This window comes from Chitinophaga oryziterrae, from assembly GCF_009758125.1.
In the GTDB taxonomy this organism is placed as follows: Bacteria; Bacteroidota; Bacteroidia; order Chitinophagales; family Chitinophagaceae; genus Chitinophaga; species Chitinophaga oryziterrae.
In genome coordinates, this window is the sequence record NZ_WRXO01000016.1 from 37,355 (window position 1) to 63,252 (window position 25,898).

Annotated in this window: 21 protein-coding genes; 11 read left to right on the plus strand and 10 right to left on the minus strand. The window is 44.1% G+C overall.

Translation table 11 applies throughout. The features are described from left to right. Positions 1–94: 94 nt before the first annotated feature. Together GO495_RS31250 and GO495_RS31255 are read right to left on the minus strand one after the other, a co-directional pair. Positions 95–1,270 carry an acyltransferase family protein gene (locus GO495_RS31250; protein WP_157303889.1) on the minus strand — a complete coding sequence of 392 codons (1,176 nt, stop codon included), beginning with the start codon at positions 1,268–1,270 and terminating at the stop codon, positions 95–97. Positions 1,271–1,284: 14 nt separating this feature from the next. Further along, positions 1,285–2,472, minus strand: a complete 1,188-nt coding sequence (locus GO495_RS31255; RefSeq protein WP_157303890.1) for a glycosyltransferase family 2 protein — start codon at positions 2,470–2,472, stop codon at positions 1,285–1,287. A gap of 530 nt (positions 2,473–3,002) precedes the next feature. Here GO495_RS31255 and GO495_RS31260 point away from each other — a divergent pair. From GO495_RS31260 to GO495_RS31295, 8 genes are all read left to right on the plus strand, one after another. Then, positions 3,003–3,392, plus strand: coding sequence for a response regulator (locus tag GO495_RS31260; RefSeq protein WP_157303891.1), 390 nt, complete (start codon positions 3,003–3,005; stop codon positions 3,390–3,392). Between the two features lie 67 nt (positions 3,393–3,459). Beyond that, the gene (locus GO495_RS32290) at positions 3,460–4,593 is read left to right on the plus strand and encodes a sugar transferase (RefSeq protein WP_240915396.1); all 1,134 of its coding nucleotides are present in this window, start codon (positions 3,460–3,462) and stop codon (positions 4,591–4,593) included. Positions 4,594–4,617: 24 nt separating this feature from the next. Next, complete coding sequence (locus GO495_RS31270; protein ID WP_157303892.1) at positions 4,618–5,529, plus strand: glycosyltransferase family 2 protein; 912 nt, start codon at positions 4,618–4,620, stop codon at positions 5,527–5,529. Positions 5,530–5,539: 10 nt separating this feature from the next. Continuing rightward, positions 5,540–6,565: an NAD-dependent epimerase/dehydratase family protein gene (locus tag GO495_RS31275; RefSeq protein ID WP_157303893.1), complete on the plus strand. Its 1,026-nt coding sequence runs from the start codon at positions 5,540–5,542 to the stop codon at positions 6,563–6,565. Continuing rightward, positions 6,565–7,698, plus strand: a complete 1,134-nt coding sequence (locus tag GO495_RS31280) for a glycosyltransferase family 4 protein (RefSeq protein ID WP_157303894.1) — start codon at positions 6,565–6,567, stop codon at positions 7,696–7,698. The genes GO495_RS31275 and GO495_RS31280 overlap by 1 nt, the downstream gene beginning before the upstream one ends. A 3-nt stretch (positions 7,699–7,701) precedes the next feature. After that, entirely contained in the window at positions 7,702–8,475 is a 774-nt protein-coding gene (locus GO495_RS31285) for a class I SAM-dependent methyltransferase (protein WP_157303895.1), read from the plus strand. 1 nt (position 8,476) lies between these two features. Further along, on the plus strand, positions 8,477–9,685 hold the full coding sequence (locus tag GO495_RS31290; protein WP_157303896.1) for a glycosyltransferase: 1,209 nt from the start codon (positions 8,477–8,479) through the stop codon (positions 9,683–9,685). 63 nt (positions 9,686–9,748) lie between these two features. Further along, positions 9,749–10,042: a thiamine-binding protein gene (locus tag GO495_RS31295; protein ID WP_157303897.1), complete on the plus strand. Its 294-nt coding sequence runs from the start codon at positions 9,749–9,751 to the stop codon at positions 10,040–10,042. On the opposite strand, the gene GO495_RS31300 is transcribed toward GO495_RS31295, so the two are convergent. Together GO495_RS31300 and GO495_RS31305 are read right to left on the minus strand one after the other, a co-directional pair. Next, on the minus strand, positions 10,043–11,287 hold the full coding sequence (locus tag GO495_RS31300; protein ID WP_157303898.1) for a YeiH family protein: 1,245 nt from the start codon (positions 11,285–11,287) through the stop codon (positions 10,043–10,045). A 56-nt stretch (positions 11,288–11,343) separates the two neighbouring features. After that, complete coding sequence (locus GO495_RS31305) at positions 11,344–12,576, minus strand: nucleoside recognition domain-containing protein (RefSeq protein WP_157303899.1); 1,233 nt, start codon at positions 12,574–12,576, stop codon at positions 11,344–11,346. Between the two features lie 146 nt (positions 12,577–12,722). On the opposite strand from GO495_RS31305, the gene ychF reads away from it, so the two are divergent. Then, complete coding sequence (ychF, locus tag GO495_RS31310) at positions 12,723–13,826, plus strand: redox-regulated ATPase YchF (protein WP_157303900.1); 1,104 nt, start codon at positions 12,723–12,725, stop codon at positions 13,824–13,826. 100 nt (positions 13,827–13,926) lie between these two features. Here the strand turns inward: ychF and GO495_RS31315 are convergent, their stop codons facing one another. The 6 genes from GO495_RS31315 to metX all read right to left on the minus strand — a co-directional run bounded on the left by GO495_RS31315 (position 13,927) and on the right by metX (position 23,985). After that, positions 13,927–16,683: a TonB-dependent receptor gene (locus GO495_RS31315; protein WP_157303901.1), complete on the minus strand. Its 2,757-nt coding sequence runs from the start codon at positions 16,681–16,683 to the stop codon at positions 13,927–13,929. A 109-nt stretch (positions 16,684–16,792) separates the two neighbouring features. Continuing rightward, positions 16,793–19,915: an efflux RND transporter permease subunit gene (locus tag GO495_RS31320; protein ID WP_157303902.1), complete on the minus strand. Its 3,123-nt coding sequence runs from the start codon at positions 19,913–19,915 to the stop codon at positions 16,793–16,795. A 14-nt stretch (positions 19,916–19,929) separates the two neighbouring features. Then, positions 19,930–21,009: an efflux RND transporter periplasmic adaptor subunit gene (locus GO495_RS31325; protein WP_157303903.1), complete on the minus strand. Its 1,080-nt coding sequence runs from the start codon at positions 21,007–21,009 to the stop codon at positions 19,930–19,932. 19 nt (positions 21,010–21,028) lie between these two features. After that, positions 21,029–22,339, minus strand: coding sequence for a TolC family protein (locus GO495_RS31330; RefSeq protein ID WP_157303904.1), 1,311 nt, complete (start codon positions 22,337–22,339; stop codon positions 21,029–21,031). Positions 22,340–22,475: 136 nt separating this feature from the next. After that, the gene (locus tag GO495_RS31335) at positions 22,476–22,847 is read right to left on the minus strand and encodes a hypothetical protein (protein ID WP_157303905.1); all 372 of its coding nucleotides are present in this window, start codon (positions 22,845–22,847) and stop codon (positions 22,476–22,478) included. Between the two features lie 100 nt (positions 22,848–22,947). Further along, positions 22,948–23,985 (minus strand): homoserine O-acetyltransferase MetX, encoded by a 1,038-nt coding sequence (gene metX, locus GO495_RS31340; RefSeq protein WP_170302752.1) that lies wholly within the window; start codon positions 23,983–23,985, stop codon positions 22,948–22,950. Positions 23,986–24,078: 93 nt separating this feature from the next. Here metX and GO495_RS31345 point away from each other — a divergent pair, with 93 nt between their 5' ends. Together GO495_RS31345 and GO495_RS31350 are read left to right on the plus strand one after the other, a co-directional pair. Continuing rightward, positions 24,079–24,498 carry an OsmC family protein gene (locus GO495_RS31345; RefSeq protein WP_157303907.1) on the plus strand — a complete coding sequence of 140 codons (420 nt, stop codon included), beginning with the start codon at positions 24,079–24,081 and terminating at the stop codon, positions 24,496–24,498. Positions 24,499–24,577: 79 nt separating this feature from the next. Continuing rightward, complete coding sequence (locus GO495_RS31350) at positions 24,578–25,759, plus strand: trans-sulfuration enzyme family protein (RefSeq protein ID WP_157303908.1); 1,182 nt, start codon at positions 24,578–24,580, stop codon at positions 25,757–25,759. Positions 25,760–25,898 lie beyond the last annotated feature (139 nt).

Consider the following 25,898-nt stretch of genomic DNA (forward strand, 5'->3'; position numbering starts at 1 on the left):
GATGTGGTAGTGAGGTTAAAATTCGCTGCTAAGGTATTAAAAAAATTAAATTAAGCAAATGTTTTTTAATGCATTAACAAATCGTTTGTAATTATTACTTCATACTGCCTGCGATTATTTTTTTACTGTTATCAACGGCTTTCCTGCTGCCGTGTAAATAATATCCGATGAATGTATACCGCACGAACAACTGGTAAGTGGCGAGTGCGACGAGCACCGGGATAATGAAGCAGAGCAAAGGTTTCAACGGCCCCCACAGTGTTGTGTTCCCCACCCATATCTGCACTGCATTTACGATGGAAACGTGTATAAGGTACACCCAATAAGAGGCATCTGAGAGATATCGCATAACAGGGGATTCTGCATTTATGTAGCGTAAAAAGACGCCTAAAAAACCTAATACCAATGTTACCGTTGTTAACGTCATTAACAATTTAATCTGCCAGTCTGCTGTAATTATTGCATTTCCCGTAATGGGGAAGTAAGCGAAATAGTATACAACTAATGCACAAAATATGCCCGCTATCATAAATAGCAGTCCGTATTTTTTTAATGGTAGAAAATACACTTTCATATTACGGTGCAATAACCAACCGGCATATACAAACAGACCGTAGTATAATATATAAGATATACGAGGTTTAAGTCCGGGTGTATATTGTATATACGGTGAGTCGAACAGCACTAGTGTCAGGAAGGAGAGAATAAGTAGCAATGGCAGTATCAGCGCTGGTTTGATATGGATTTCCAGGTCCTTTACCAGTGCGGTACGCCACTTTATGATAAAGATCCCTATCACGTAAAACAGCAACAGGTAATAAAGGAACCAGAGATGCAGCGGGCCTCTCCAGATAAAAATGTCATGTATGATAGTGAGAAAGTCATTCGTTGTAAAGTGCGTTGCGTGGCCTGTAACGGTATAAAATACATCCGGCAGGTAAGTAAGCGGCAGAATAAGGAACAGACCCACTATAAAAGGGACCAGTATGCGCTGTGTACGGTGTTTTATAAAAGCAGAAACGCCTATACGGTAATATAGCAGGCGGAAGAAAAAGCCCGCTATCAGGTAGAACAGTTGCATCCTGAAGGTATGGATCGAAAAAAAGATCAGGTCGTAATTGCTGCTACGGTAGAGCGGGTCCTGGTACATCCCTTCAAACGGCTTTACCGTATAAGCCATTACAGCATGCAGCAGTACCCCGAGGAACATGGCCAGGGCTCTTAGTGCATCCATACTGGAAATACGGGTTATGTTGGCAGAAGATGACATGGGTAACTATTTGATCATATATTAATATAAGTTGTTTTCCGCTGTGCTTTTTCCCACACGGAGGACTGTTGTTTCCTAAGATATCTAAAGAACCCTTCATATATCGCTACATTCATGAAAGTAAAATAGAAAGGTATATAGCAAGGCTTGAATCTTATATTTTTAGCGGCCAGGAACCATCCGCCTGATGCTAACAGGTAGAATCCTGCCTGGGCAAAGAAGAGGAGGCTATAAAACCAGCCTGCACCGTTGAAAGTCAGTATAGCGGCAGATATCAGCAGGAGGGAGAGACTGAGCGGGCTCAGTGTCCAGCGAAGCACCCGGTGTGATATGTACTGGAATGATAACAACGGATAGCGAAAAACGTTCAATAAACTTTTCAGCATAACGATCGATTGAAACCCACCGGCGCTGATCCTTACTTTGCGTTTGTGTTCTTCTGTAATAGAGGCAGATGGCCTTTCCATGGCGTACGCATCGGGCGCATAGGCGATGCGGTATCCCTGCTGGTTAATTTTTAATGATATAATGAAGTCGTCCAGTATAACAGAGGTGTCAACAGGGGTGAACAGGCTGGTTCGTACAGAGAATAATTCTCCGGCGGCCCCCACTACGGTATAAAAGGCCGCATCCAGTTTTTTCAGTAAAGATTCATATTTCCAGTAAACGCCCTCTGTAGCTGCGGCATTATCTCCATCAGCGGTTAATACCTTCTTTTCTCCGGCAACACCGCCGGTTTTTTCGTCCCGGTAATGTTTGACAATATTTTTTATGGCGGCGGTATTCAATAAAGTATTTGCATCACAGAATATAACGAAAGGAGTCCTTACTACTCTCATGGCCCTGTTGATCGCTGCTGTTTTTCCTTTGCGTTCATGTTCATGTAATAATGTAATGCGCGGATAGTTTTGGACAACTTTTTCTGTACCGTCCGTGGAACCATCTGTTACAAAAATGATATCCAGTTTTTGTTCAGGGTAATCCAGCGCCAATGTGTTCTGAATCTTCTGGTCTATGAAACCGTATTCATTATAAGCTGCGACAATGAGCGTGACAGAGGGCTCAAAAGCAGTGTCCTCCTGCTTTTCCTGCTTCAGTATGCGCTTGCAACGCACCAGTAGTGCTAACAGCAAACCATACCCGAAGTAGTTGTAAAACAGAATACTTAAACTTATAAAAAATATAATTTTCAACAGTAGCATAAGATGTTGGGGGACGTTAATAAGAACAAACTTAAATAAGAATTATTATTGTTTAGGTAGAAAAGTGCCCATAAAACGACTTTTTAATATCGTTCACTGAGCAATTCATACCGTTTACGAAGAAATCTTGACCATTTACCAGATTGCTGATATTATAAAATAACTATTATTATACTTTTACGCAGGATTTCAAATAAAAGCCATCAAGTATTTAGGGTTACAACAAGAGAAAAATCTTTCTGATAATTTTCTTGTACTATTCAGGAATAATAAATATTTTTACCTGAGTTTTGAATAAGCCCAACATAATCTTACCATCTCCTCTGAAATTCAGCAAAACCAATTTATCCTGAAAGAACTATCGTTGCAGTATTTGCGTGTTTCCGCAATTCTGACTACGGTGTTAGCACGGTGATAATTACTTTACCTTATCCTCCTGGAAGATCAAGAAAGAACCATTTACCCACTTTGTAACATATTGTTACGAATGGAGAGTTCATGGATTTATTATTTTCTTAAAAAGGAGTTAAATGAAGAAGAAGACAATTTTAGTGGTGGATGATAGTGCCCCAATGAGGATCTTACTTGAAGCAATGCTTGGTCATAAATATAAAGTTTTTGCGGCGACAGACGGACTGGTGGCGACTATGTGGTTATCTAACGGGAATATGCCCGACATGATCATCACAGATATACAAATGCCGAACATTGATGGATGGCAACTGGCAAAGAACTTATCAGGGAATGCATTGTACAGCGATATTCCTATTATAGTATTAACAGGGATGGACTTAAATAATAGTACACCGATATATCCAAATGTAGCACGGGTAATGAATAAGCCTTTTGACCCCGTAAGGCTGATTGAGATTGTGGATCAATACCTGATGGCGAGACAGCCTGTGAGCATCGCAGGTTGATTTTTACACCCCAGGAGAGAATAGAATAACCATTGTGACTAACGTCAATTAAGTAAACCGAACACATATGATATCAAATCTACCCTTAAATTTACCAGAGGCCAGGAGGAAACCTGAAACAAAGGTCATTTCGTTGTCTTCCAGCATTGTTAAGCGGTATAAGCTATGTATCGGCAACAACCGCTATTTCGACAGGTTGGCAGATGTATCAGAAGAATATGTTTTTATAGTACCGGATGTTCAGTTATCTCTCAATGTATTGAAAGAACAGTTATTTAATGGAGTTGTTCCGTCTTTCATTATCTATACTATAGATCATCGTTTATCCGGCCTTAGTAAGTTTAAGAAGTTCCTTCGCTCAAATCCTTTGCTCCAATCTGTACCCCTGTTCGTTTATACAGATACGATTACACACGAAATAAAACAGCGCTTGCGTAAAGTTGGTGGCATTGATGATATTATTACCCCGGATGTTTCTCATGAAGCTTTTGAGGACAAGTTCAATATTGCCAGGAGCATTCGTGAAATGGCACGCAAAGCAACTAAAGAAGACCGCATCTTCAGTCCTGGCCACTATATCAATTATTCTTTCAAACGTGTGCTGGATATCACCATTGCAGGAACGGCCCTCATATTACTGAGCCCTTTATTTCTTTTGATTGCCGTGATGATAAAGATAGAATCGAAAGGTCCTGTTTTTTATATATCATATCGCGCAGGCAGCCGTTACCGGATCTTTAAGTTTTATAAGTTCCGTACGATGGTCCCTGATGCCGACAAACAGGTTGCCGCGATGATGGAGTCCAATAATCAGTATGATACGAATGGCGCTGGCCCCGTTTTCTTTAAAGTAACGAACGATCCGAGAGTAACCGGTCTGGGGGCCTTTTTAAGGAATACCAGTCTGGATGAAATTCCTCAGTTGCTCAACGTAATTATAGGAGATATGTCGCTGGTAGGCAATCGCCCGCTGCCATTATACGAGGCAGCTACGCTTACTACAGATGATTTTGCGGGTCGCTTCATAGCTCCTGCAGGCATCACCGGACTATGGCAGATCAAGAAACGTGGCAACAAGGACATGAGTGTTGAAGAGAGGATCAGTCTTGATATAAATTATGCTGAAAAGCATTCCGTGCTGTATGATATGTGGATACTGGCGAATACACCAGGTGCCATGCGGCAGAAAAATAATGTATAAAGTTTAATCATCACCGAATACGATATGAGTTTCAAGAACCAAACACCGTTGGTGTCTATTATTGCACTGAACTATAACCAGACAACTGTTACGTGCGAGTTCCTGGAGTCTACAAAGAAGCTGACCTATAGCAATTTTGAAACAATTGTTGTTGATAATGGCTCCAAAGCAGACCCCACTCAGCAGATCGAAGCTGGTAATTATCCAAATGTCAGGCTGATACTTAGTCCTGTGAATCTCGGATTTACAGGTGGTAATAACCTGGGTATCGAACAGGCAAAAGGGGACTACATCTTCATTGTAAACAATGATACTGAAGTTACGCCGGACCTGATAGAACATTTGTTAAGTCCGTTTTTTGAGGACGCTACCATTGGTGTAGTGTGTCCTAAAATCCGGTTTTATTCTCATCCCAATGTGATCCAGTATGCTGGCTTTCACAAAATGAACCTGCTTACCGGACGTACCTGGGCAGTAGGAAGTAAGGAAGAGGATAAAGGACAACACAATGTTTCCGGAACTACCTGGTGTGCACACGGCGCCGCTATGATGGTAAAACGCGAAGTGATCGAAAAAGTAGGCCGGTTTGCAGATAAGTTCTTTATCTACTACGAAGAATCTGACTGGTCCGCACGCATTTTACGTGCAGGATACAAGATCTATTATAATGCAGACGGACTGATTTTCCATAAGGAGTCTATTACTATGGGGAAAGAAAGTCCGGTGAAAGCATATTATCACACGCGCAACCGTATCCTGTATATGCGCAGGAATACGAACAAACTGCAACTGACCGCTTTCCTGTTCTTTTTCGGTTTTCTTACATTCCCCAAAGCTGTTCTTACATATGCTATGAAAGGACAGTTCGAACATTTAAAATCATTTATAAAGGGGACTTCCTGGAATCTAATCAATTCAAGTTATTCACCGGTTTAAATTATACACTATGACAAAGATAACATCACTCGTTACCGGCGGAGCCGGATTTATTGGCTCACATGTTGTAAAACATTGTCTTGCACTGGGGCATGAAGTTATTGTGCTGGACGATCTGAGCGGCGGATTTGAAGACCATATCCCCGCAGGCGCGGTATTCGTACAGGGTTCTGTTTCTGATGAGAACCTGGTTACAAGTCTGTTTGAAGAGTACCGTTTTGATTATGTATATCACCTGGCTGCTTATGCTGCTGAGGGGCTATCACATTTTATCCGCCGGTTCAATTATAATAATAACCTGATCGGCAGTATCAATCTGATCAACGAGTCTATAAAACATAAAGTAAAATGTTTTGTATTCACTTCTTCTATCGCGGTATATGGCGCAGGTCAGTTACCCATGCGTGAAGAAATGACGCCAATGCCGGAAGATCCGTACGGTGTATCCAAATACGCTGTAGAACTGGACCTGAAAGCGGCACATGAAATGTTCGGACTGAACTACGTAGTGTTCCGTCCGCATAACGTATACGGCGAAAACCAGAACATTGGTGATAAATACCGTAACGTGATAGGCATCTTCATGAACCAGATCATGCAGCAACAACCGCTCACCATATTTGGCGATGGTGAACAAACCAGGGCTTTCAGTTATATCGATGATGTAGCAATCCCCATCACTAACAGTGTAAATATTCCGGCTGCTTACAACCAGGTGTTTAACATTGGCGCTGATAAACCTTACACCGTAAATGAACTGGTGAAAGTGGTAGGTGATTGCTTCGGTGTTACACCGGATGTTAAACATCTGCAGGCCCGTAATGAAGTAATGCATGCTTATTCCGATCACACAAAAGCACATCGTGTATTCGGTGAAGGAAGTGGTGTGAATTTGCTGGATGGTATCAAACGCATGGCCGCATGGGCCGCTAAAGTGGGCGCACGTAAGAGCAAGGAATTCGGGAACATCGAGATCTACGAAAAACTGCCTCAGGGCTGGGAAAAGAAACCACAACCAGAAACAATTCCTGCATAATGCGGAGTAATAAAAAAATAAAGGTATTACAGGCTATCCGCCAGGGTATGGTGGGGGGTGGGGAATCCCATGTACTCAGTCTTGTAAATGCGCTGGACAAGCATCTTTTTGAACCGGTGGTACTATCTTTTACAGATGGTCCCATGATCACGCGCTTAGAAGAAATGGGCATACGCCATTATGTAATACCTTCTCTCAAACCTTTTGATGTATCGTGCTGGATGCAGGTAAAATCACTGATACAGGAAGAAGAAATAGATATTGTACATGCACACGGTTCACGTGCAGCAAGCAACCTTTTTCTCCCTGCAAAATTAAGTGGTCGTCCTTTGCTCTATACCATACATGGCTGGTCATTTCATGATGACCAGCCATACCTGCAAAAGCAGTTGAGAGTATGGTCAGAAATGCTGCTGACCAAAGGTACCCGGGCTAATATTTCCGTATCAGCCTCCAACAGGGATACCGGCGTGAAGCATTTTCCGGGTTTCAGATCAACGGTTATTAATAACGGAATAGATCTGGAACGTTTCAATCCGGATGCAACACTGACCGACGTAAGAAAAGAACTGAACATTCCTGCACATCATACTGTTGTAGGATATATCGCCAGGATTACCGTACAGAAAGATCCTATTACGATGGTATATGCCTTTAAGGCAGTGCTGGAACAGCAGAAAGACATTACGCTGCTGGTAGTAGGAGAGGGGGATATGCAGCAGGAAATGACAGATACCGCAAAGATGCTGGGCATCAGTGATAACATCGTATTCTGCCCCTTCCGCCCGGATGTACCGGAACTGTTACAGGCTATTGATATTTATTGCCTGCCTTCCTTATGGGAAGGTTTGCCGATAGGTCTGCTGGAAGCAATGGCAATGCGTAAGGCCGTTATTGTTACAGCGGTAGATGGCTCTAAAGAAATAGTGACCGACGGGCAGAACGGCCTGTTAGTACCAGCCAGGGACCCGGAAGAACTGGCTGCTGCGATCATACGCCTGCATATGGATGAGCCGCTAAGGTATTCTTTACAGCAGGCCGCCGCAGAAACAGTGAACCTCCATTATTGTGTGCAGGGCATGACCCGTCAGGTGGAAACATTGTACCAGGGCGTGCTGGACCATAAAAATTAAATCATGACAACTACACCTTCTTTAACATACGAGTATGACCGGATCGCGGACCGGAAGCGACTGGATTTTATCAGTGACGCTATCAGCGGCAAAACACAATCCCATGCTAAAATACTGGATGTGGGTTGTGGCAATGGGGTTATCAGCCGCCATCTTGGTAAACTCGGATTTAATGTGCTGGGTATCGATGTAAGTGCGCAAACCATCGACCGCGCCCGCACACTGAATACAATGCCGAATGTACAGTTTGAAGTGATCAGCGCTGAACAGCTGGTGGCACAGGGTGATACCTTCGATGCAATCATCTGCAGTGAGGTACTGGAACATCTCCAGGACCCGTCCTCCTTACTGAAAGTATTATATCAATCACTGAAACCAGACGGATTACTGATCGTAACCGTGCCTAACGGCAGCGGCCCGCGTGAATTATTTGTAACCCGGCCTGTATTGAAAATGCGTGAGAATAACGATTGGATATGGAAAGCAGTGGTGAAGGTAAAAACCGCACTGGGCTATACCGGCACCACTGTTCAATCTGCAGCAGATAACCTGGACCATGTGCAGTTCTTCAAAAAATCAGACCTGGAAGTATTATCCTCTGAGAATAATTTCAGAATAGTACGTTTTGGTAAAGCGAACTTTATAGAGGATGTATTCCCTTTCTCTTTCGTTGCCAAAAAGATCCGCAGCCTTCAGTGGCTCGACTGTAAAATTGCAGATGCACTGCCATACCGGTTTACCGGAGGATTCTTTTCAGTTTGGGAAAAAGTTAAATAACATGCTTACAATTCTATTAATCATCTTTTTTGCTGTACAGCTTGTGCTGGCGGCCTACCTGCTTCAACCGGCGTTTTTATTACTGGTGTATGGTTGTAAAAGAATGGCAGGACTGTTTGCTAAAGGGCAGGAGACTGATGAATCTGATACTGCAAGGGATTTCTCTTTTGCCGTGATCGTTACAGCCCACAAAAACCTGGAGCTGGTCCCCCCGCTTGTTGACTCCGTGCTGAAACAAACTTACCGTCACTTTAAAGTATATGTAGTGGCGGATGGTTGTGAGCAAACAGATATTGGTTATAATAAGCACCTACAGGTAAAAGTGCTTGCACCGGAAGTACCACTCAATGCGAAGATCCGTTCCATTGATTACGCCATCAACAATTTTGATCAGCCGCACGATGTGCTGATCATCCTCGATGCAGATAACCTGGTGCATCCTGATTACCTGTCCGTACTGAATAAATATTTTAATAAAGGGTACCGCGCTGTACAAACAAATATGCTGGCTAAGAACAACGATAGCATCTATGCAAAACTGGATGCTGCGGGTAACTACTTCAGCAATTTCGTAGACAGGCGTATGCGTATGGAACTGGGCTTATCTGCCAATATATGGGGCCTAGGTATCGCTATTGAAACTGCCTTATATAAAGCAGTGATCTATCGTAACTTCCTGGGCGGATTTGATAAAAAGATACAGGCAGATATTGTTAAGCTGATCCCTCAGCTGGCGTATGCAGAAGATGCAATGGTGTACGATGAGAAAATAGATAGCGGAGATGCATTGGAAACACAGCGTACCCGCTGGATCAATGCCTACTTTAAATATTTTAAATACGGCTGGGACGTATTTGTAACCGGACTGCAACGCGGTAACTTTAACCTGATGTTCTTTGGGTTCAACCTGTTACGTCCTCCTTTGTTTTTACAGATCAGTATTGCCGCAGTATTCGCATTGCTTAATTTCTGGATCGCACCCGCTCTTACCATCGCATGGATCGCGATCTTCATCATTTTCCCGCTTTCTTTCCTGGCTATCGTTGCTGTAATGAGTACCGATAAAGAAGTGGTAAAATCCCTGTTATATCTTCCACTTGTTTTTTTAAGACAGTTAAGAGCATTTTTGCATATTAGCAGAGCTAACAAGGCATTTCTTCAGACTCAGAATAATAAAGTGATTTATATTGAAGACCTCCTGAAGAAATAAGTATCTTTGGGATCACCGCTCCATCTTCTGATGGGGCGGTTTTCATTTATAAGATACTGAACTATGGAACACAAAATCAATCTCGCCTTACAGATATTACCATCTGTACCCAGTGAACAGGTATATGCCGTTGTAGATGAAGCTATCGCCGTGATTCAGGCTTCGGGGCTCAAATACCGGGTATGCCCTTTTGAAACGGTAATAGAGGGCACTTACGAAGAAACCATGGAGGTTGTCCGTAAGGCCCAGGAAGTATGTTTTAAAGCAGGTGCTTCACAACTGCTTGTATATATTAAAATGCAGATCAGGAAAGATATGGATGTCCATATCGAGGATAAGACCGGTAAATACGACTGATCAGCCAAATACCAGGTAAGCGATCCCTAATGTAAAGAAGATGTTGAACACCTGCGCGATGATAAACGCCAGTGCAGGCCGTCCATTCTCCATTTTAAAGATATCGGTGAACTTTGTTTCCAGCCCTATGCAGGTGAATGCCAGCGCAAACCAGTATGTCTGCAACTCTTTTAAAGAGCCTTTGGCCGCTGCTACCAGCGGGGTTGGTAATATAAAGGAGAAGAATACGGATGCCAGTACAAAACCCAGTACGAATTTGGGGAAACGTTCCCATATGGTACGCAGGGTGGGCTTTTCAAAATTAGCTTCTTTGCGGGAATAAGACCAGTAAAGAGAGATGAGAAAAGCTGCCAGCCCCAGTAATACGTTCTGGGAGAACTTCACCAGTGTGGCATACTTCAGGGCTTCTTCGCCGAGCATGGTACCTGCTGCCACTACGGCTCCTGATGTATCGATCGTGCCACCCAGCCAGGCGCCTGCTACTTTAGGCGACATATGCGCCCATATGGCGATGTAGGGCATGAATAACATCATCGGAATGGCTACTATCAGCACCAGTGAGATGACATGTGACAACTTTTTGTTATCGCCTTCAATGGCCCCGGCAGTGGCAATCGCTGCGGATACTCCGCAAATAGATACCGCACTGGAAATCATCATACGGAATTCATCATCCAGTCCCAGTTTACGGCATACCCAGAAGCTGAAATACCATACGGTAAATACAACGGCTACGGACTGTACGATACCTAATGCGCCTGCTTCCAGGATATCTTTAAAGATGACGTTGCACCCCAGCAGGATCAAACCTATTTTGATATATAGTTCTGTTTGAATAGCTGGTTTCATCCAGCCGGGAACTCCTATCAGGTTACTGATCAGTAAGCCCAGTATGAGGCTGAATAATACCACCTCGATCCCAAAGCTTTTCATAGCGCTGTTATTCGCGATCAGCTGTGCTATTAAAGTAATGAATATAACGGCCAGCAGAGAGGGGATGAGATTAAGCAACTTTGTGTACCCGGCCAGCAGTCTGGCAATAAACAGGCTGGCCAATACCCACAGGAACAGGATGCCCATTTGCTGCCATAGCAGGGTGTTCCCCAGTTGGGCACTGAAGCTACCGGCACCGGACCAGACGGTAAATTTAGGTAATAAAGGTTTGAGCCCCAGACATACGAGGCCAATAGTTACAAAAGCAATAATAACTGCGATCCAGTCTTCATGTAGTGGTTTCTTAGGCATGATATATCGGCGTATAAGTTGATGGTGGTAACGACCAATATACGCACGATTTTTTATCAATGAAAGAAAATATACCCTATAATGATCGCACATACCACTCCTACGAAATCGGCTATTAAACCACAGGTGAGTGCGTAACGGGTATTCTTGATATTTACAGAGCCAAAGTATACGGCCAGTACATAAAAGGTTGTTTCCGTTGATCCCTGTATGATGCAGGCCAGGCGTCCCTGGAAGGAATCCACCCCATAATGTTTCATCACATCTATCATTAATCCACGGGCAGCACCACCGCTGAAAGTTTTCATGATGCCAACGGGGAGGGCAGGTACGAAGTCGGTATTGAAGCCCATCCATGCAAAGACACTGCCGATGCCATTCACTACGTAATCCATACACCCGGTATTACGGAATGCACTGATACCTACCAGCATAGCTACCAGGTAAGGGATGATCGTAACGGATGTTTTGAACCCATCTTTAGCGCCTTCAATAAATTCTTCATAGGCATTGATCTTATTGATCATGGCCATGATGAGGAAAGAGACGATCACAGCAAAGATGAGCAGTCCGCCGGCCAGACCGGTATATAATGCGAACGTTTCGGGAGGGTATATTTTTATACTTTGCGTGAGCAGGAAAATCAAGCCGCCAAGAGCCCCCACAAATATGAAGAAAGGTAGTCTGAACAGGTTAATACGCTGGTAGATAGCTACTGCTATCATTCCTGATAAAAAAGAGATCAGGGTACCTATCAGGGCGGGGATGAATATATCAGCAGCATTAGCGGCCCCGCTGGCCAGCCGGATGGCAATCACGGAAGTAGGGATGATGGTAATACCTGCCGTATTCAGCACCAGGAACATGATCTGGGCATTGGTAGCCGTTTCCTTCTCAGGATTGATCTCCTGTAGTTCCTTCATCGCCTGCAAACCAAGGGGAGTAGCCGCGTTATCCAGTCCCAGTGCAGTGGCACTGAAATTCATCAGGATAGAGCCCATAGCAGGGTTGTTTTTAGGGATACCGGGGAACAGCATGGAAAAGAAGGGGTTTACGGCTTTGGCAAACGCCTTGATCATACCCGCTTTTTCTCCTACACGCATAATTCCCAGCCAGAAGGTCATGATGCCCGCCAGTCCCAGGGATATTTCTGCCCCGGTTTTGGCGCTATCGAACATACCAGACATGACGGTAGTAAAGATGGCTGTATCATGAAATACGATCAGGCGAACAAGCGCTACCACAAAAGATATCAGGAAAAAAGCCAGCCATACGTAGTTTAACACCATATATAATAAGTTCAGATTACCTTACCTCAAATCTAATCGCAAATATTAAATAATTAAAGTACAATTCCTGATATATATAATATTATCGTTTACAGACCTGCTTTGGGAAAGGGAAAAAAGTATTATCTTCGCGCAAATTTTTTAAAATGGCGTTACAAGCAGGAATTGTTGGATTGCCGAATGTAGGGAAATCGACATTGTTTAATGCGGTAAGCAACAGTGCCAAAGCACAGGCCAGCAATTACCGTTTTTGTACTATTGAACCTAACGTGGGATCGGTAGATGTACCGGATACACGTTTATATAAACTGGAAGAACTGGTAAAACCAAACCGCGTGGTCCCTACCAGTATTGAATTTGTAGATATTGCAGGCCTCGTAAAAGGTGCCAGCAAGGGTGAAGGCCTTGGTAACAAGTTCCTCGCAAACATCCGTGAAGTAGATGCGATCGTACATGTTATCCGTTGCTTCGAAGATGATAATATCTTAAGGGAAGAAGGCGCGATCAATCCTGTAAGCGATAAGGAAATCATTGATACCGAGCTGCAGTTGAAAGACCTGGAAAGTGTAGAGAGAAAGGTGGCCCGTACTGAAAAGATGGCTAAAACAGGTGGAGATCCCAAGGCAAAGAGAGAGTTTGAAATACTGAAACAATGCCAGGAACACCTGGAAAAAGGCCGTAACATCCGTGAACTGGGATTAAGCAAGGAAGACCGTTCTGCTATTGCCGACCTGTTCCTGCTCACTGAAAAACCGGTTTTATATGTCGCTAACGTAGATGAAGCATCTATGCACACCGGTAACAAGTACTCTGAACAACTGAAAGAGTCTGTGAAAGCTGAAGGTGCACAGGTGATCATCATGAATAATAACATTGAAGCGCAGATCTCCGAAATGGAAGATCCGGCAGATAAGGAACTGTTCCTTTCTGAGTATAAACTGGAAGAGCCAGGTCTGAACCGCCTGATCCGTTCTGCTTATAACCTGCTGAACCTCATCACTTATTTTACCGCTGGTGTACAGGAAGTACGTGCCTGGACTATCCAGAAAGGCTGGAAAGCGCCACAGTCTGCCAGTGTGATCCATACGGATTTCGAAAAGGGTTTCATCAAGGCTGAGGTGATCGCTTACGAAGATTTTGTAAAATACGGCTCGGAAGCAGCCTGCCGTGATAATGGCCGTCTGCGTATAGAAGGTAAGGAGTATGTTGTAGCCGATGGAGATGTGATGCACTTCCGTTTCAACGTATAAAATAACTAAAGATACTTCAGTGCTATATGCAGCTGAGGGTTACAACAAATCAGACGTCCCGGGTGTAATGCCCGGGACGTCGTCTATTTGGGGAAGTCTGTTATTTAAATATTTCGTCAAACAGTATTGATACATAATAAATGCCACCCACTGTCGGATTACCGAAAGATGTCTGGTAATAGTGATTCAGGATATTAGAGCCACCCAGTTTGATAGTGGCTTTTGCTTTAGGCATCTTGTAATTCACCTGTGCATCTATTGTTCCATAAGCAGATACATTGCCGGTTACAAAACTGGAGTTCCATAAGAAAGCATCCTGCCAGCGATACGTTACATTAAACCCGATATTCTTATACACGTTCCTGTTTGCCAGTCCCAGGTTGAAACGGTACTTAGGCGTGTTAAAAGAAGAGGATAACCCTGCTGATTCTTTTGTGATATCGTTATAAGAAACGTTACCGGACAATGTCCAGTTACTGATCAGGTAATCCAGTCCTAATGCACCACCCTGGGTCACTACATCAGAAGGATTGTTCACGTAGGTGGCGAAGATATTGGCACTGTTAAGCGCGGGGTCCTGTGCCAATGGTTTGGTCGGCTGGATCAATACCAGGTAGGAGAGGAAGTTTTTGTAAGAACTGTAATAGTAATAAGCATCTATCAACAGCCTGTTTTTTATCAATCCCTTATACCCGATCTCCCATGCTTTTACACTCTCTGGTCTGAATTTTCCGAAAGTATATGTCTGTAATAAAGCAGGATTACCTGTTGCAGCATACTGTTGTACACTAGCCTGTGTATACCCTTTGTTGTTATACAGGTCATATTTTGTCAGCATTGCCGGTAAACCGCCTATCAGCCTGGTGTTATAGCGGATCGGAAGGTCTATGTACTGGTCCTGATTGGTAGGATTGCGGTAAGCTGTCTGGAAGGATACACGGATATTCTGTTGCGGTGCAACGGTAAATACTCCCGAGATACGAGGTGTGAATCTGCCATCGAAGTTCTCGTTCTTATCATAACGTACAGACGCCGTTAATTTGATACGATCGTTCAGTAGTTTTTTACCTGCCTGTACAAAACCTCCATATTCATCTATCTTAATTCTACCACTGGCATCATCGAAAATAGTACCATCAGAATTCAGGGAATAACGACGATAAGAAGCGCCAGCCTGCAGATCAAAGATTTTTATTTTATCTGAGAAGTTGTAGAACCCTTCATAATGATAGAGGTTTGTTTTATCATTGAACTTGGCGCCGTTCCTGCCTGTACCGAAACCGATATACCGGTTGGTGATCGCATCTTTAGTGGTGTTAAAGGCCGCAGAACCTGGTAGTAAGCGTGCACGGTCTGCATATCCTCTTGCGATGGCATGCGCTTCTGCATCTGTTTTAACACCTGGAGCACCAGCGAATACACCGGCTCTTGCCTGGTTGTAAACAGTGGCATATTCTGCAAACCATCCGCCTATAACGTTCCCATTGGCATCTGTAACAGCGCTGGGGTTATAGGTTTCGTTCAGCAAAGTACCGAGTGCGGTAGCATTGTATGCTTCCCCGGAACGCTCCTGGGTAGTATAACCACGAAGGAAGAAGTTCTTGCCTCTCAGTTCCAGTTTATATTGTCCGAGGTTGAATTTACGCAGGGAGTAACGGTCGGAACCTGTATATACGGTAGTACCGGAACCCCAGTTGCCCTGCACAATTGCCTCTATCTGGTCTGTGATCCTGTAATGTAATGCCAGTCCTGTTTTCAGACTTTTAGTACCATAATCCACCAGGTCTTTTTCATTGTAACCGGTACGTGATACAGATACACCGTTCAGCAAACCAGCGGAAGCGCCAAATTTAGTATTGATCTCATCCCCATATACATTCACCCCATCGTAGTTAGGATCTGTAATATGGGAATAACCGGCTTTCGTTTTCAGGTTCAGCCGGTCGAAGTTGGTAGAATCCCGTGCCTGCCAGTCGTCCGCCTGCATATAACAGAAGTTCACTTTAAAAGCGAAGCGGCCGAATGCTTTGGCATAACGAAACATTACATCGGGAATAAAGCCAACGGACGACTGCTGTACAGTGCCGAGGTGATTCATGCCGGCCTGTAATTTCAGGCTTAACCCCTGGTATTCAAAAGGACTTTTACTGGTCATGAGTAAAGTACCATTCATACCACCTGCACCATACAATGCAGAAGAAGCACCTGGTAACAGTTCCACAGAGGCCAGGTCCAGTTCTGAGACGCCAACGATATTGCCTACGGAAAAGTTAAGGCCGGGCGCCTGATTATCCATTCCATCCATCAGTTGGTTGAAACGGGTATTCCCGTTAGTATTAAATCCACGGGTAGTTACCGCACGGAAACTCAGACTCTGTACGCTCGACTCTACGCCCTTTAAAGAAGGCAGCGCATCGTAGAAGTTGGGAGCAGGTGTTTCGCGGATGGCGGTGATGTTCAGTTTTTCAATAGAAACGGGAGAGGTAAGGATACTTTCTGATACACGACTGGCGGCAACAACTACTTCATTGCCGAGTATCTCCGTAGAGGCTAATTTTACGGTAACGTCCGAGGGACCGCTAACAGCCACTACTTCATTCGTGAACCCTACTGAAGAAAAAATGAGGGTAACCGGAAAAGAACGGGTTGTGTTCAATTTGAAATGACCAGCGCCATCTGTTACAGTACCCGATAAGGTACCTTTGAGGCTAACGCTGACACCAGGCATTGGTTCGCCCGTTGTTTTGTTTGTGACTGTGCCCGTAATGGTGTTTTGTTGCTGTGCATTTGAGGTAACAGCATACAGGGTAAAAAATAATAGAAGGTACAAACTTGATTTTTGTAGGTAATTCCTCATACTGTGGTGATTTTGGTGACCTTATTGGTAATATAGTACTAAATATAAGCAAAAAAAGTCCACAGTCGCGACGGACTGTGGACTTTTCAATATTATATTAACCTTAAGGCTAATCCATCTTCTGACCTACTTTCCTGTAACCCAGGTAGAAGAACAGCGGGAATACCAGCAGCGTTAACACGGTGGCAGTGATCAACCCTCCGATCACAACAATTGCCAGTGGTTTGGATGTCTCGGAGCCGATACCTTTTGACAGGGCCGCCGGCAATAAACCGATAGCTGCCATCAAAGCTGTCATGACCACAGGACGTACCCTTGTACGTACCCCATCGCGGATAGCGACCTCCAGTGTATGCTTGTTGAACTCATGCTTTTTCACCTTCTGCATATTGTTCTTGAACACAGAGATCAGGATTACCCCGTTCTGTATACAGATACCAAAGAGCGCAATGAACCCGATACCCGCAGAGATACTGAAGTTCGTACCGGAGAACAGTAACGCGGCAATACCACCGATGATAGCAAAAGGTACATTCAGTAATACCATCCCTGCATCTTTCACATTACCAAACATCACAAATAAGATGAGGAAGATCAGTAACAGACTGATAGGCACTACCTGCGTCAGCCGTTTGGTAGCACGTTGCTGGTTTTCAAAGTCGCCCGCCCATTGCAGCTCATACCCTTTGGCCAGTTTCACCTGCTTGTTCACCTTCGCCTGTGCTTCTGCTACCGCACTTCCCATGTCACGACCACGGATAGAGAACTTCACAGCGGTATAACGCCTGTTGTCATCCCTGAAAATGATACTGGGACCCGTGAGTGTTCTGATAGTAGCGATATTCTTGATAGGCACACGTGCACCACGGAGCGTAGGTACCATCAGGTTGCTGATGGCTTCCGCATTATTACGGTATTGCTCTTCATACCGCAGACGCAGCTGGAATTTACGTTCGCCTTCATAAATCTGTGTTACCGCTTTACCACCAATGGCCATTTCAATGATCGCATTGGCATCGGCCGTCGTAACACCATATAATGCCATCTTATTTTCATCCAGTTCTATACGCATTTCGGGCTGACCGATATTCTTGATAACACCCAGATCTTCCACGCCCTTGATATTCTTCATGATATCATAGATCTCATTGGCTTTGCCTTCCGTATAAACGAGACTATCTCCGTACACCTTCACACAAAGTGATCCTTTTACACCGGATACGGCTTCTTCCACGTTATCCATGATAGGCTGGGAGAAGTTGAGGTTGATACCCGGGAATACAGATAATTTCTTCTGCATCTCATCTACCAGCTCCTCTTTTGAGATACCGCTTTTCCATTCTTTTTTAGGATAGATGTCCACATGGAACTCTACGTTATAGAAACCGGTAGCGTCTGTACCATCGTTCGGACGGCCTGTCTGCGACATCACCTGTTTCACCTCGGGGAAGGTAAGGATGATACGCCGCATCTTGTTCGCCAATGTCCTGGATTCATCAAGGGATACACTCAGCGGACAGGTAGCACGGATATAGATCGCCCCCTCGTCCAGTTCAGGTAAGAACTCACTACCCAGGTATTTGAACATAAACAAACCAATGACTACCGCAATGCTGGCAAAAATCAAAGAGATACGTTTATGATGATAAGTCCAGGTGAACAGTTTCATCACCCCGTTGGTAATCCCTTCTACAAAAATGTTGTGTTTTTCCTTCACATTTTTGCGGAGCAGGATACTACTTAATAACGGAATCAGCGTCAGCGTGAGGATCAATGCGCCCAGTAACGCAAAACCTAATGTCCAGGCCAGCGGAGAGAACATCTTACCTTCTACTTTCTCAAAGGAGAACACCGGCAATAAACCTGCGATGATGATCAGTTTGGAGAAGAAGATAGCCTTACCTAATTCACCTCCGGTATTTTTGATGATACCCAGTTTGGACAACTTGTTAAAGCGTTCCATACCGATCTTATGCGACTTCTCATCGAGTAGTACAAAGATACCCTCGACCATCACGACGGCACCATCTATGATAATACCAAAGTCGATAGCTCCCATTGACAACAGGTTAGCAGACATCCCCCTCAGTGTCAGACATATGAATGCGAACAATAGTGCCAGCGGTATTACGATAGCCACGATAACGGTAGTACGCCAGTCGGCCATGAACAGGAACACGATCACCGTTACGAAGATGATCCCTTCCAGCATATTATGCAATACGGTATGCGTAGCGAATTCGATCAGGTCACTACGGTTGTAGAACGTGTTGATCTTCACATCGGAAGGCAATACCTTTTCATTCAGGTACGCAATCCTTTCCTGTACACGTTTGATGACCTCACTGGGGTTTTCTCCTTTACGCATTACGATGATACCTTCCAGCACATCATTCTGTTTATCACGGCCTACCTGTCCAAGACGGGGCAGGGCAGAGATATCTACCTGGGCAATATCTTTTACGAGGATAGGTGTACCATTGATATTATCTACAATGATATTACCGATTTCCTCTGCGTTGTTGAGTAAGCCGATACCACGCACCACGTAGGCCTGTGAATTATCGACGATCACATCACCCCCTACATTGATATTACTTTTGGAAATAGCGCTGTATACGTCCAGCGGAGTGATATCATAAGAAGCCAGCTTCTGTGGATTAACGGTGATCTCATATGTTTTCACCTCACCGCCAAAGCTCACCACATCACCGACACCCGGTACATTTAACAGACGGCGTTCAATCACCCAGTCCTGCAATGTCTTTAATTCCCTGACCGTTTTCGTTTTGCTTTCCAGGGTATAGCGGAAGATTTCACCTGTAGGACCGGTAGGCGGCTGTACATCAGGTTCAGCGCCATCCGGCACTTCCACATCGCGTAACAGGTTATTTACCTGCTGACGGGCAAAAGCGTCATCCACATCATCATCGAAAATAACTTTCACTACGGACAGACCGAACACCGTTGTAGAGCGAACGGATGATTTTTTCTGTACCGGGTTCATGGCTATTTCAATGGGCACGGTTACAAACTTCTCTACTTCTTCCGCACTTCTGCCAGACCATTGTGTAATGATAGTGATCTGTGTATTGGTAACATCCGGGAATGCTTCAATGGGAATATTCCTGAAAGCGATAACGCCCCATACGATTAATACAACCGTAGCAAACCCTATAAAGAGCCGATTCTTCAGGGAAAAGGCAATAATACTTTTTATGATTTTTTGCATAAGATCCTGCTTGGCTATTGAACATTTAGAGCATCGTAAATAAATACCTGTGAGCTGGTCACTACCTGGTCTCCGGCCTGTAAACCGGATATAAAGGCTTTATCATCTATTCTGCGAAGCACTTTAATTTCGCGTATTTCCAGTCCGGATGATTTCTTCACCACTACATACTGTTTACTATTGTCCATTACGATAGCATGTGCAGGGATACTCAGCAGACTTGCAGAAGGTTTGGTACTTACCTTGATGGTAGCGAACATTTCCGGTTTCAGTTCATTATTGGCATTAGACATACTGATACGAACTTTCATGGTACGGTTAGCCGGGTCCAGTACATTATATACCTTGTCTATTTTACCAATGTAGTCTTTCTCGGGATTAGCCAGTGTGGTTACACGCACTTCATCACCCAAACGGATATTTGAAATGTCTGCCTCATACACATTAGCGATGATCCATACAGTAGACAGATCTGCAATGGTGAACAGGTTGGCATTATTGTCCTGACGGACTTCTGAGTTATTGGAGATATTCTTTTCGATCACATAACCGCTGATAGGAGCAGTTAAGGAGTAGGAAGAGCTGGTACCACCGGTGATAGAAGCAACGCTTTTAGCACGGTTCTGTTCAGACACGGCCTTTTTATAATCGATCTGTGCGCTTAAATAGTCCTGCTGGGTAGCCAGGTTACTTTCGAACAGTTCTTTTTTAGTCTCCATGTTTTTCTTAGCCAGGTCCACGCTGGATTCCGCCAGGGAAACATCGTTGGTGATACCCGCTACTTCAGAACTCTGCAGTACTGCCAGTACCTGGCCCTGTTTCACGTAATCACCCATTTCAACATGAACGGTTTTGATCTTACCGCTCACGAGTGCATATACTTTTGCTTCTTTGCTTTCGTTGGGTTCTATTTTACCATTCAGTTTAATAGATTCGGAAGGTTGTTCAAAAGTAGCAGGAGCGGTTTGTACGTTCTTGTACAGACTATCGGAAATGGCAACTTCGTCTTTAGGCGTTTCTGTCGTATGAGTGCCGCAGGCAGTAAGCATACATACAAAAGCAACCGGAGCGATATATATAGTAAATGGTTTCATGATCATTTTTCAGTTATAATTAATTATTGAACAAGGTTTTACCTACAGCAAAATTCAGTGTTTCTATAGCCTGCATACGGTCGTTCTGCAACTGGTTGAGCTGCAAAACGTTTTCTTTATAGGAATCATAGAAATCTGTGAGTTCCAGCAGGCTGATATTTTTTTTCAGGAAGTTGTCTGTAACGTTTTTCAGCAGTTGCTCAAAGTCTTTACGAAAGCCCGGATCAATAGATTCCAGCATTTTATCCGTATTCAGCGCTTTGGAATAAGCTGTTTGTACCTCATTCTCTACGGTCATCTGTTGTTGCTGTACCTGCAACCTGGTCTGATCAATACCATATTTCGCCGCTTTGATATTACCCTGGTTCCTGTTGAAGAAAGGGAGGTCCATACCTACGGTGAGGAATGTGGCGTTATTCACGAAACTGCCTCTTTTATCGAAATCGGCACCCAGGGTAAGGTCTGGAACGGCCACTGCTTTCTGCAGTTTGTAGTTCTGTTCGTTATAGAGCTGATTGTTCTTTGCCAGTGCAAGGTCCTGCCTGTTCTCATAAGCGCTGTCTATCAGGCTTTGCAGGCTGGTTTGTCTTACAGAAGGAATGCTGGCAACAACGTCTGCCGGCATATCGAGTGCATACCATACATGATTGTTCTGTAGTAATAACTGTATTTCAGCTTCCAGGTCGTTCACCTGGTTCTGCATGGTAGTCCTTTCTGCTTTTAAGCTATATAATAATGAGCGGAGGCGAACAGCATCTTTCAGTGTAACCAGTCCTTTCGTTTGCAGGTCTTTATAAGTAGCGTCCATTCTTTCAAGAGAAGAGATCTGCTCTGCATAAGCGCTCATAGAGTTCTGCAGGAAATAAGCCTGATAAAAGTTACTACGGAGAGAGAAGCGTAAGGTACGCAGCAGGTCGAAGAAGGAATTTTCAGCCATAGCCGCATTGGTCTGCGCTATTTTCACCTGTTTGTTCCTTTTACCAGCCAGGGAAATCATTTGTTGAATGCCGACTTCATACTGGCCTGTACGATTACTGATATCGAACCATTTTTTCTGGTCCGGATTGTAGATATTACCACTCAGTTGAAGGTTTGGATTGTTGTACAACTTCGCCTGTATGATCTGAGCGCGTGCGATAGATACATTGTATTTCTCTGCAAGCAACTGAAGGTTCTTATCAAGGAACTGTTTTTCAGCCTCCTGCAGGGTAATATGCAATGTATCCTGTGCATGAACCGATGTTCCGGTCAGCAATATGAACAGGCAGCAGGCAAAGATCTTTGCTACATTCCGGGTGAGGTGTAAAGGTTGAGAATCCCGACTATACATCTATTTTAAATTTTAAGACAGTTTTAATGCTGCTATGTATTGATCAAACAATATTCGCATAGATTAGTTCATAGGCTTCTCCGCAGAGCAGCCATCACTGATCAGTTATATAATTGAGTTGATAGAAATGGAAAAATTATACTTCCGGTGGTGGAGTAAGAATATCGTATGCTACGGAACTTGTTTTCTGCACAGGCAACAGTGGATAAGCCACTGCGAGTTCTTTCGTTGTTGGCTCATTAACGCTACATGCAATCTGTTCCTGAGGGGAGATATAATAGGAGATACCGGTACTTCCAGTAAAGTAATGAGGCAGATCATCATCCTCATCCTCTGGTGTAAGGTCCGTATTCCCTAATATCACCTGGTCTACGTATTCAAAGAAGGTATTGATATCGTCTATCTGCCTGCCACGTGCATCAAACACATCTTTCTCCTCTACCACAGGTATGAACATAGAGGTGTTGACGTGAATAAAAAGTAATATGTAGGCGATAGTCTTTAACATATAATAACTACACAAATATAGATCGGTAGTATAAGATATCGCTATGGCTTAATGGATTTTAAGACCTTTTTAATCAGATTTTAACGCATTCATTATGTAACTATTTAAGCCAGTCACAAAGGATTTTGCCTATTTTTTCGAATTCAATGAGGAAGCCGTCATGCCCGTAAGAGGAGTCAATTTCATGGTAGGTCGCATGCGGTAAATGTTGAGAGAGAAACAGTTGTTCTTCGGGCGGGCAAAGCAGATCGCTGGTAATTCCGATGATGAGGGAAGGTTGTTTCAGCAGTGCCAGTGTGTCTGCGAGGTCTGTAGTACGGCCGCGTGAAATATTGTGACTGTCCATCGCTTTGGTGAGCAGCCAGTAACATTGTGCATTAAAGCGTTTCACCAGTTTATCGCCCTGGTAATTAATATAAGAGGACGCACGGAAGTTATCGGTTTTCTCTTTGTCGGGGTCTGACTGGGTACGTACAAAGGTCTGGTAGTTGCGGTAGGTGAGCATACCGATGGCCCTTGCGGCTTTAAGACCGGTAGCGCCGGCAGCGTAATGATCATCTTTCCATGTAGGGTCAGCTTCGATAGCAAGGCGTTGAGCTGTATGCACAGCGATCCCCCAGGCACTTTCTGCCGCACCGGTACTTAACAGGCATAAACGTTCAATGAGTGCAGGTTCCAGCAATGCCCATTCAAGTGCCTGGTACCCGCCCATAGAACCACCAATCAGCAAATGTATCTGTTCTATGCCCAGGTGCCTGCGCAGGAGTACATGCGCCTTTACCATATCTCTGATGGTCACCTGTGGAAAGGAATGGAAGTAATGTGCTGGTACTTTCCTGCCGTGACCCTCCATTTCCGGCACTTTAGACAGCGGTCCGGAAGAACCATAACAGGAACCGATGATGTTCGCGCATACGATATAATACTCAGCGGGATCTATGAACTTACCCGGGCCAACCATTCCAGCCCACCAGTCGGCCACATCAGCATTGGCAGTCAGTGCATGACAAATCCATATAACATTACTACGGTCACTGTTAAGCTGGCCGTAAGTATGATAAGAGATATTCAGTTCGTGCAGTACATTGCCCGATTCTAATGTAAATTCCTGAGTGCTATGATACTGATGTATTGCCAAATCCCCGAAAAATTTGCGCAAATATAACACAAGAAAGGAGAAAAGGATGTTTTCTCTTCTTATGTTATCTTTGTATGATAAACAATCTGAAATATGAAGATATCACTACAGAGATTAGATGATGCGTTCAATATGGAAGCAGTGGATGAAGCCGGACATAAAGTGCTGATGGATTCTTCCGTTGAAAACGGCGGTAATAATAATGGAGTCAGACCAATGCAGATGTTGCTGATGGGATTAGGTGGCTGCTCAGCCATAGACGTTGCCATGATCCTTAAAAAGCAACGCCAGGAAATTAAAGATTTCCGCATCGAAATAGAAGGAGAAAGAGAAAAAGGAAAGGAACCATCCTTATGGGAAAACGCACATGTGGTGTTTCATCTTACGGGAGATATCGATCCGGACAAAGCAGCCCGCGCTGTAGAACTTTCTATGAAGAAATATTGCTCTGTAGCAGAAACACTGCGCGTTGCAGGAGCTAATATTACCTGGGAAACCAAGGTGAACGCGTAATTACATCAATCAAGTTGACTAAGTCAATTAATCGGTTTTTCCAATAGTTGACTTAGTCAATTATATAATATACCAACAAATGGATAAAGATCAGTACCGGCCGGAGACCAATGCAGTGAGGATACAGACAGAAAGAACATGGCAGATGGAACATTCCACGCCCTTGTTCCTGACATCCAGTTTTACATACGACAGTGCGGAAGAAATGCGGGCAACATTTGCAGATGAAACGGATAATAATATATATAGCCGTTTCAGCAATCCGAACGTAGATGAATTTGTACAGAAGGTTTGTTCACTGGAAAAAGCAGAAGCAGGTTATGCGACCGCTTCCGGGATGAGTGCCATATTTGCCAGTTTTATGGCCCTGATGAATGCAGGCGATCACCTGATCTCTGCCAGTTCTATCTTCGGCTCTACGCATACCATCATTACGAAGTTCCTGCCTAAATGGGGCATAGAATACAGTTATTTCGATATCAATGCACCAGAAAGTATTGAAGCGCTGATCAAGCCCAATACGAAAATGATCTTTGTGGAAACGCCATCCAATCCCGGACTTGAAATCATTGATATCAGTATCATCGCAGCCATTGCCAATAAGCATAATATCATTCTCAATGTAGACAACTGTTTTGCCTCACCGGTATTACAGCGTCCTATTGAGGACGGCGCCCATATCGTTACTCACTCCGCCACCAAATGGATGGACGGACAGGGCCGCGTAATGGGTGGTGTAGTGGTAGGCAGAAAAGACCTTATCAAAGAGATCCATACCTTCTGCCGCAGCACAGGCCCGGCAATGTCCCCTTTCAATGCATGGGTACTGAGCAAAAGCCTGGAAACCCTGCATATCCGTATGGAACGTCACTCCCAGAGTGCACTTACCCTTGCTAAAGCGCTGGAAGGCAATCCTTTACTGCAATGGGTGAAATACCCTATGCTGGAAAGTCATCCACAGCATCATATTGCCAAAAAGCAAATGAGCGGCGGCGGCGGTATCGTATGTTTTGAACTGAAAGGCGGCTTACAGAGCGGGATACGTTTCCTGGACTCCCTGAAAATGCTGAGTCTTACCGCTAATCTTGGCGACAGCAGAAGCATTGCTTCTCATCCTTCCAGTACTACGCATGCTAAACTGACGGATGAAGAACGTAAAAAGGTAGGTATTACACCCGGACTTATACGTATCTCTGTTGGATTGGAAAATGTGCAGGATATTCTCGAAGATATTCAACAAGCCCTTGAAAACAGTAAGTAAAGAGTAATTGAACAGGTATTGAAGAGGTTCATCCTCCGTTTATCCTCCGTTCATCAACGTAGGATGAACGGAGGATGAACCTCTTCAATACCTGTTAAGAACCTATTCAGGGTATATCTAGTCTATATTTTTCCTTATC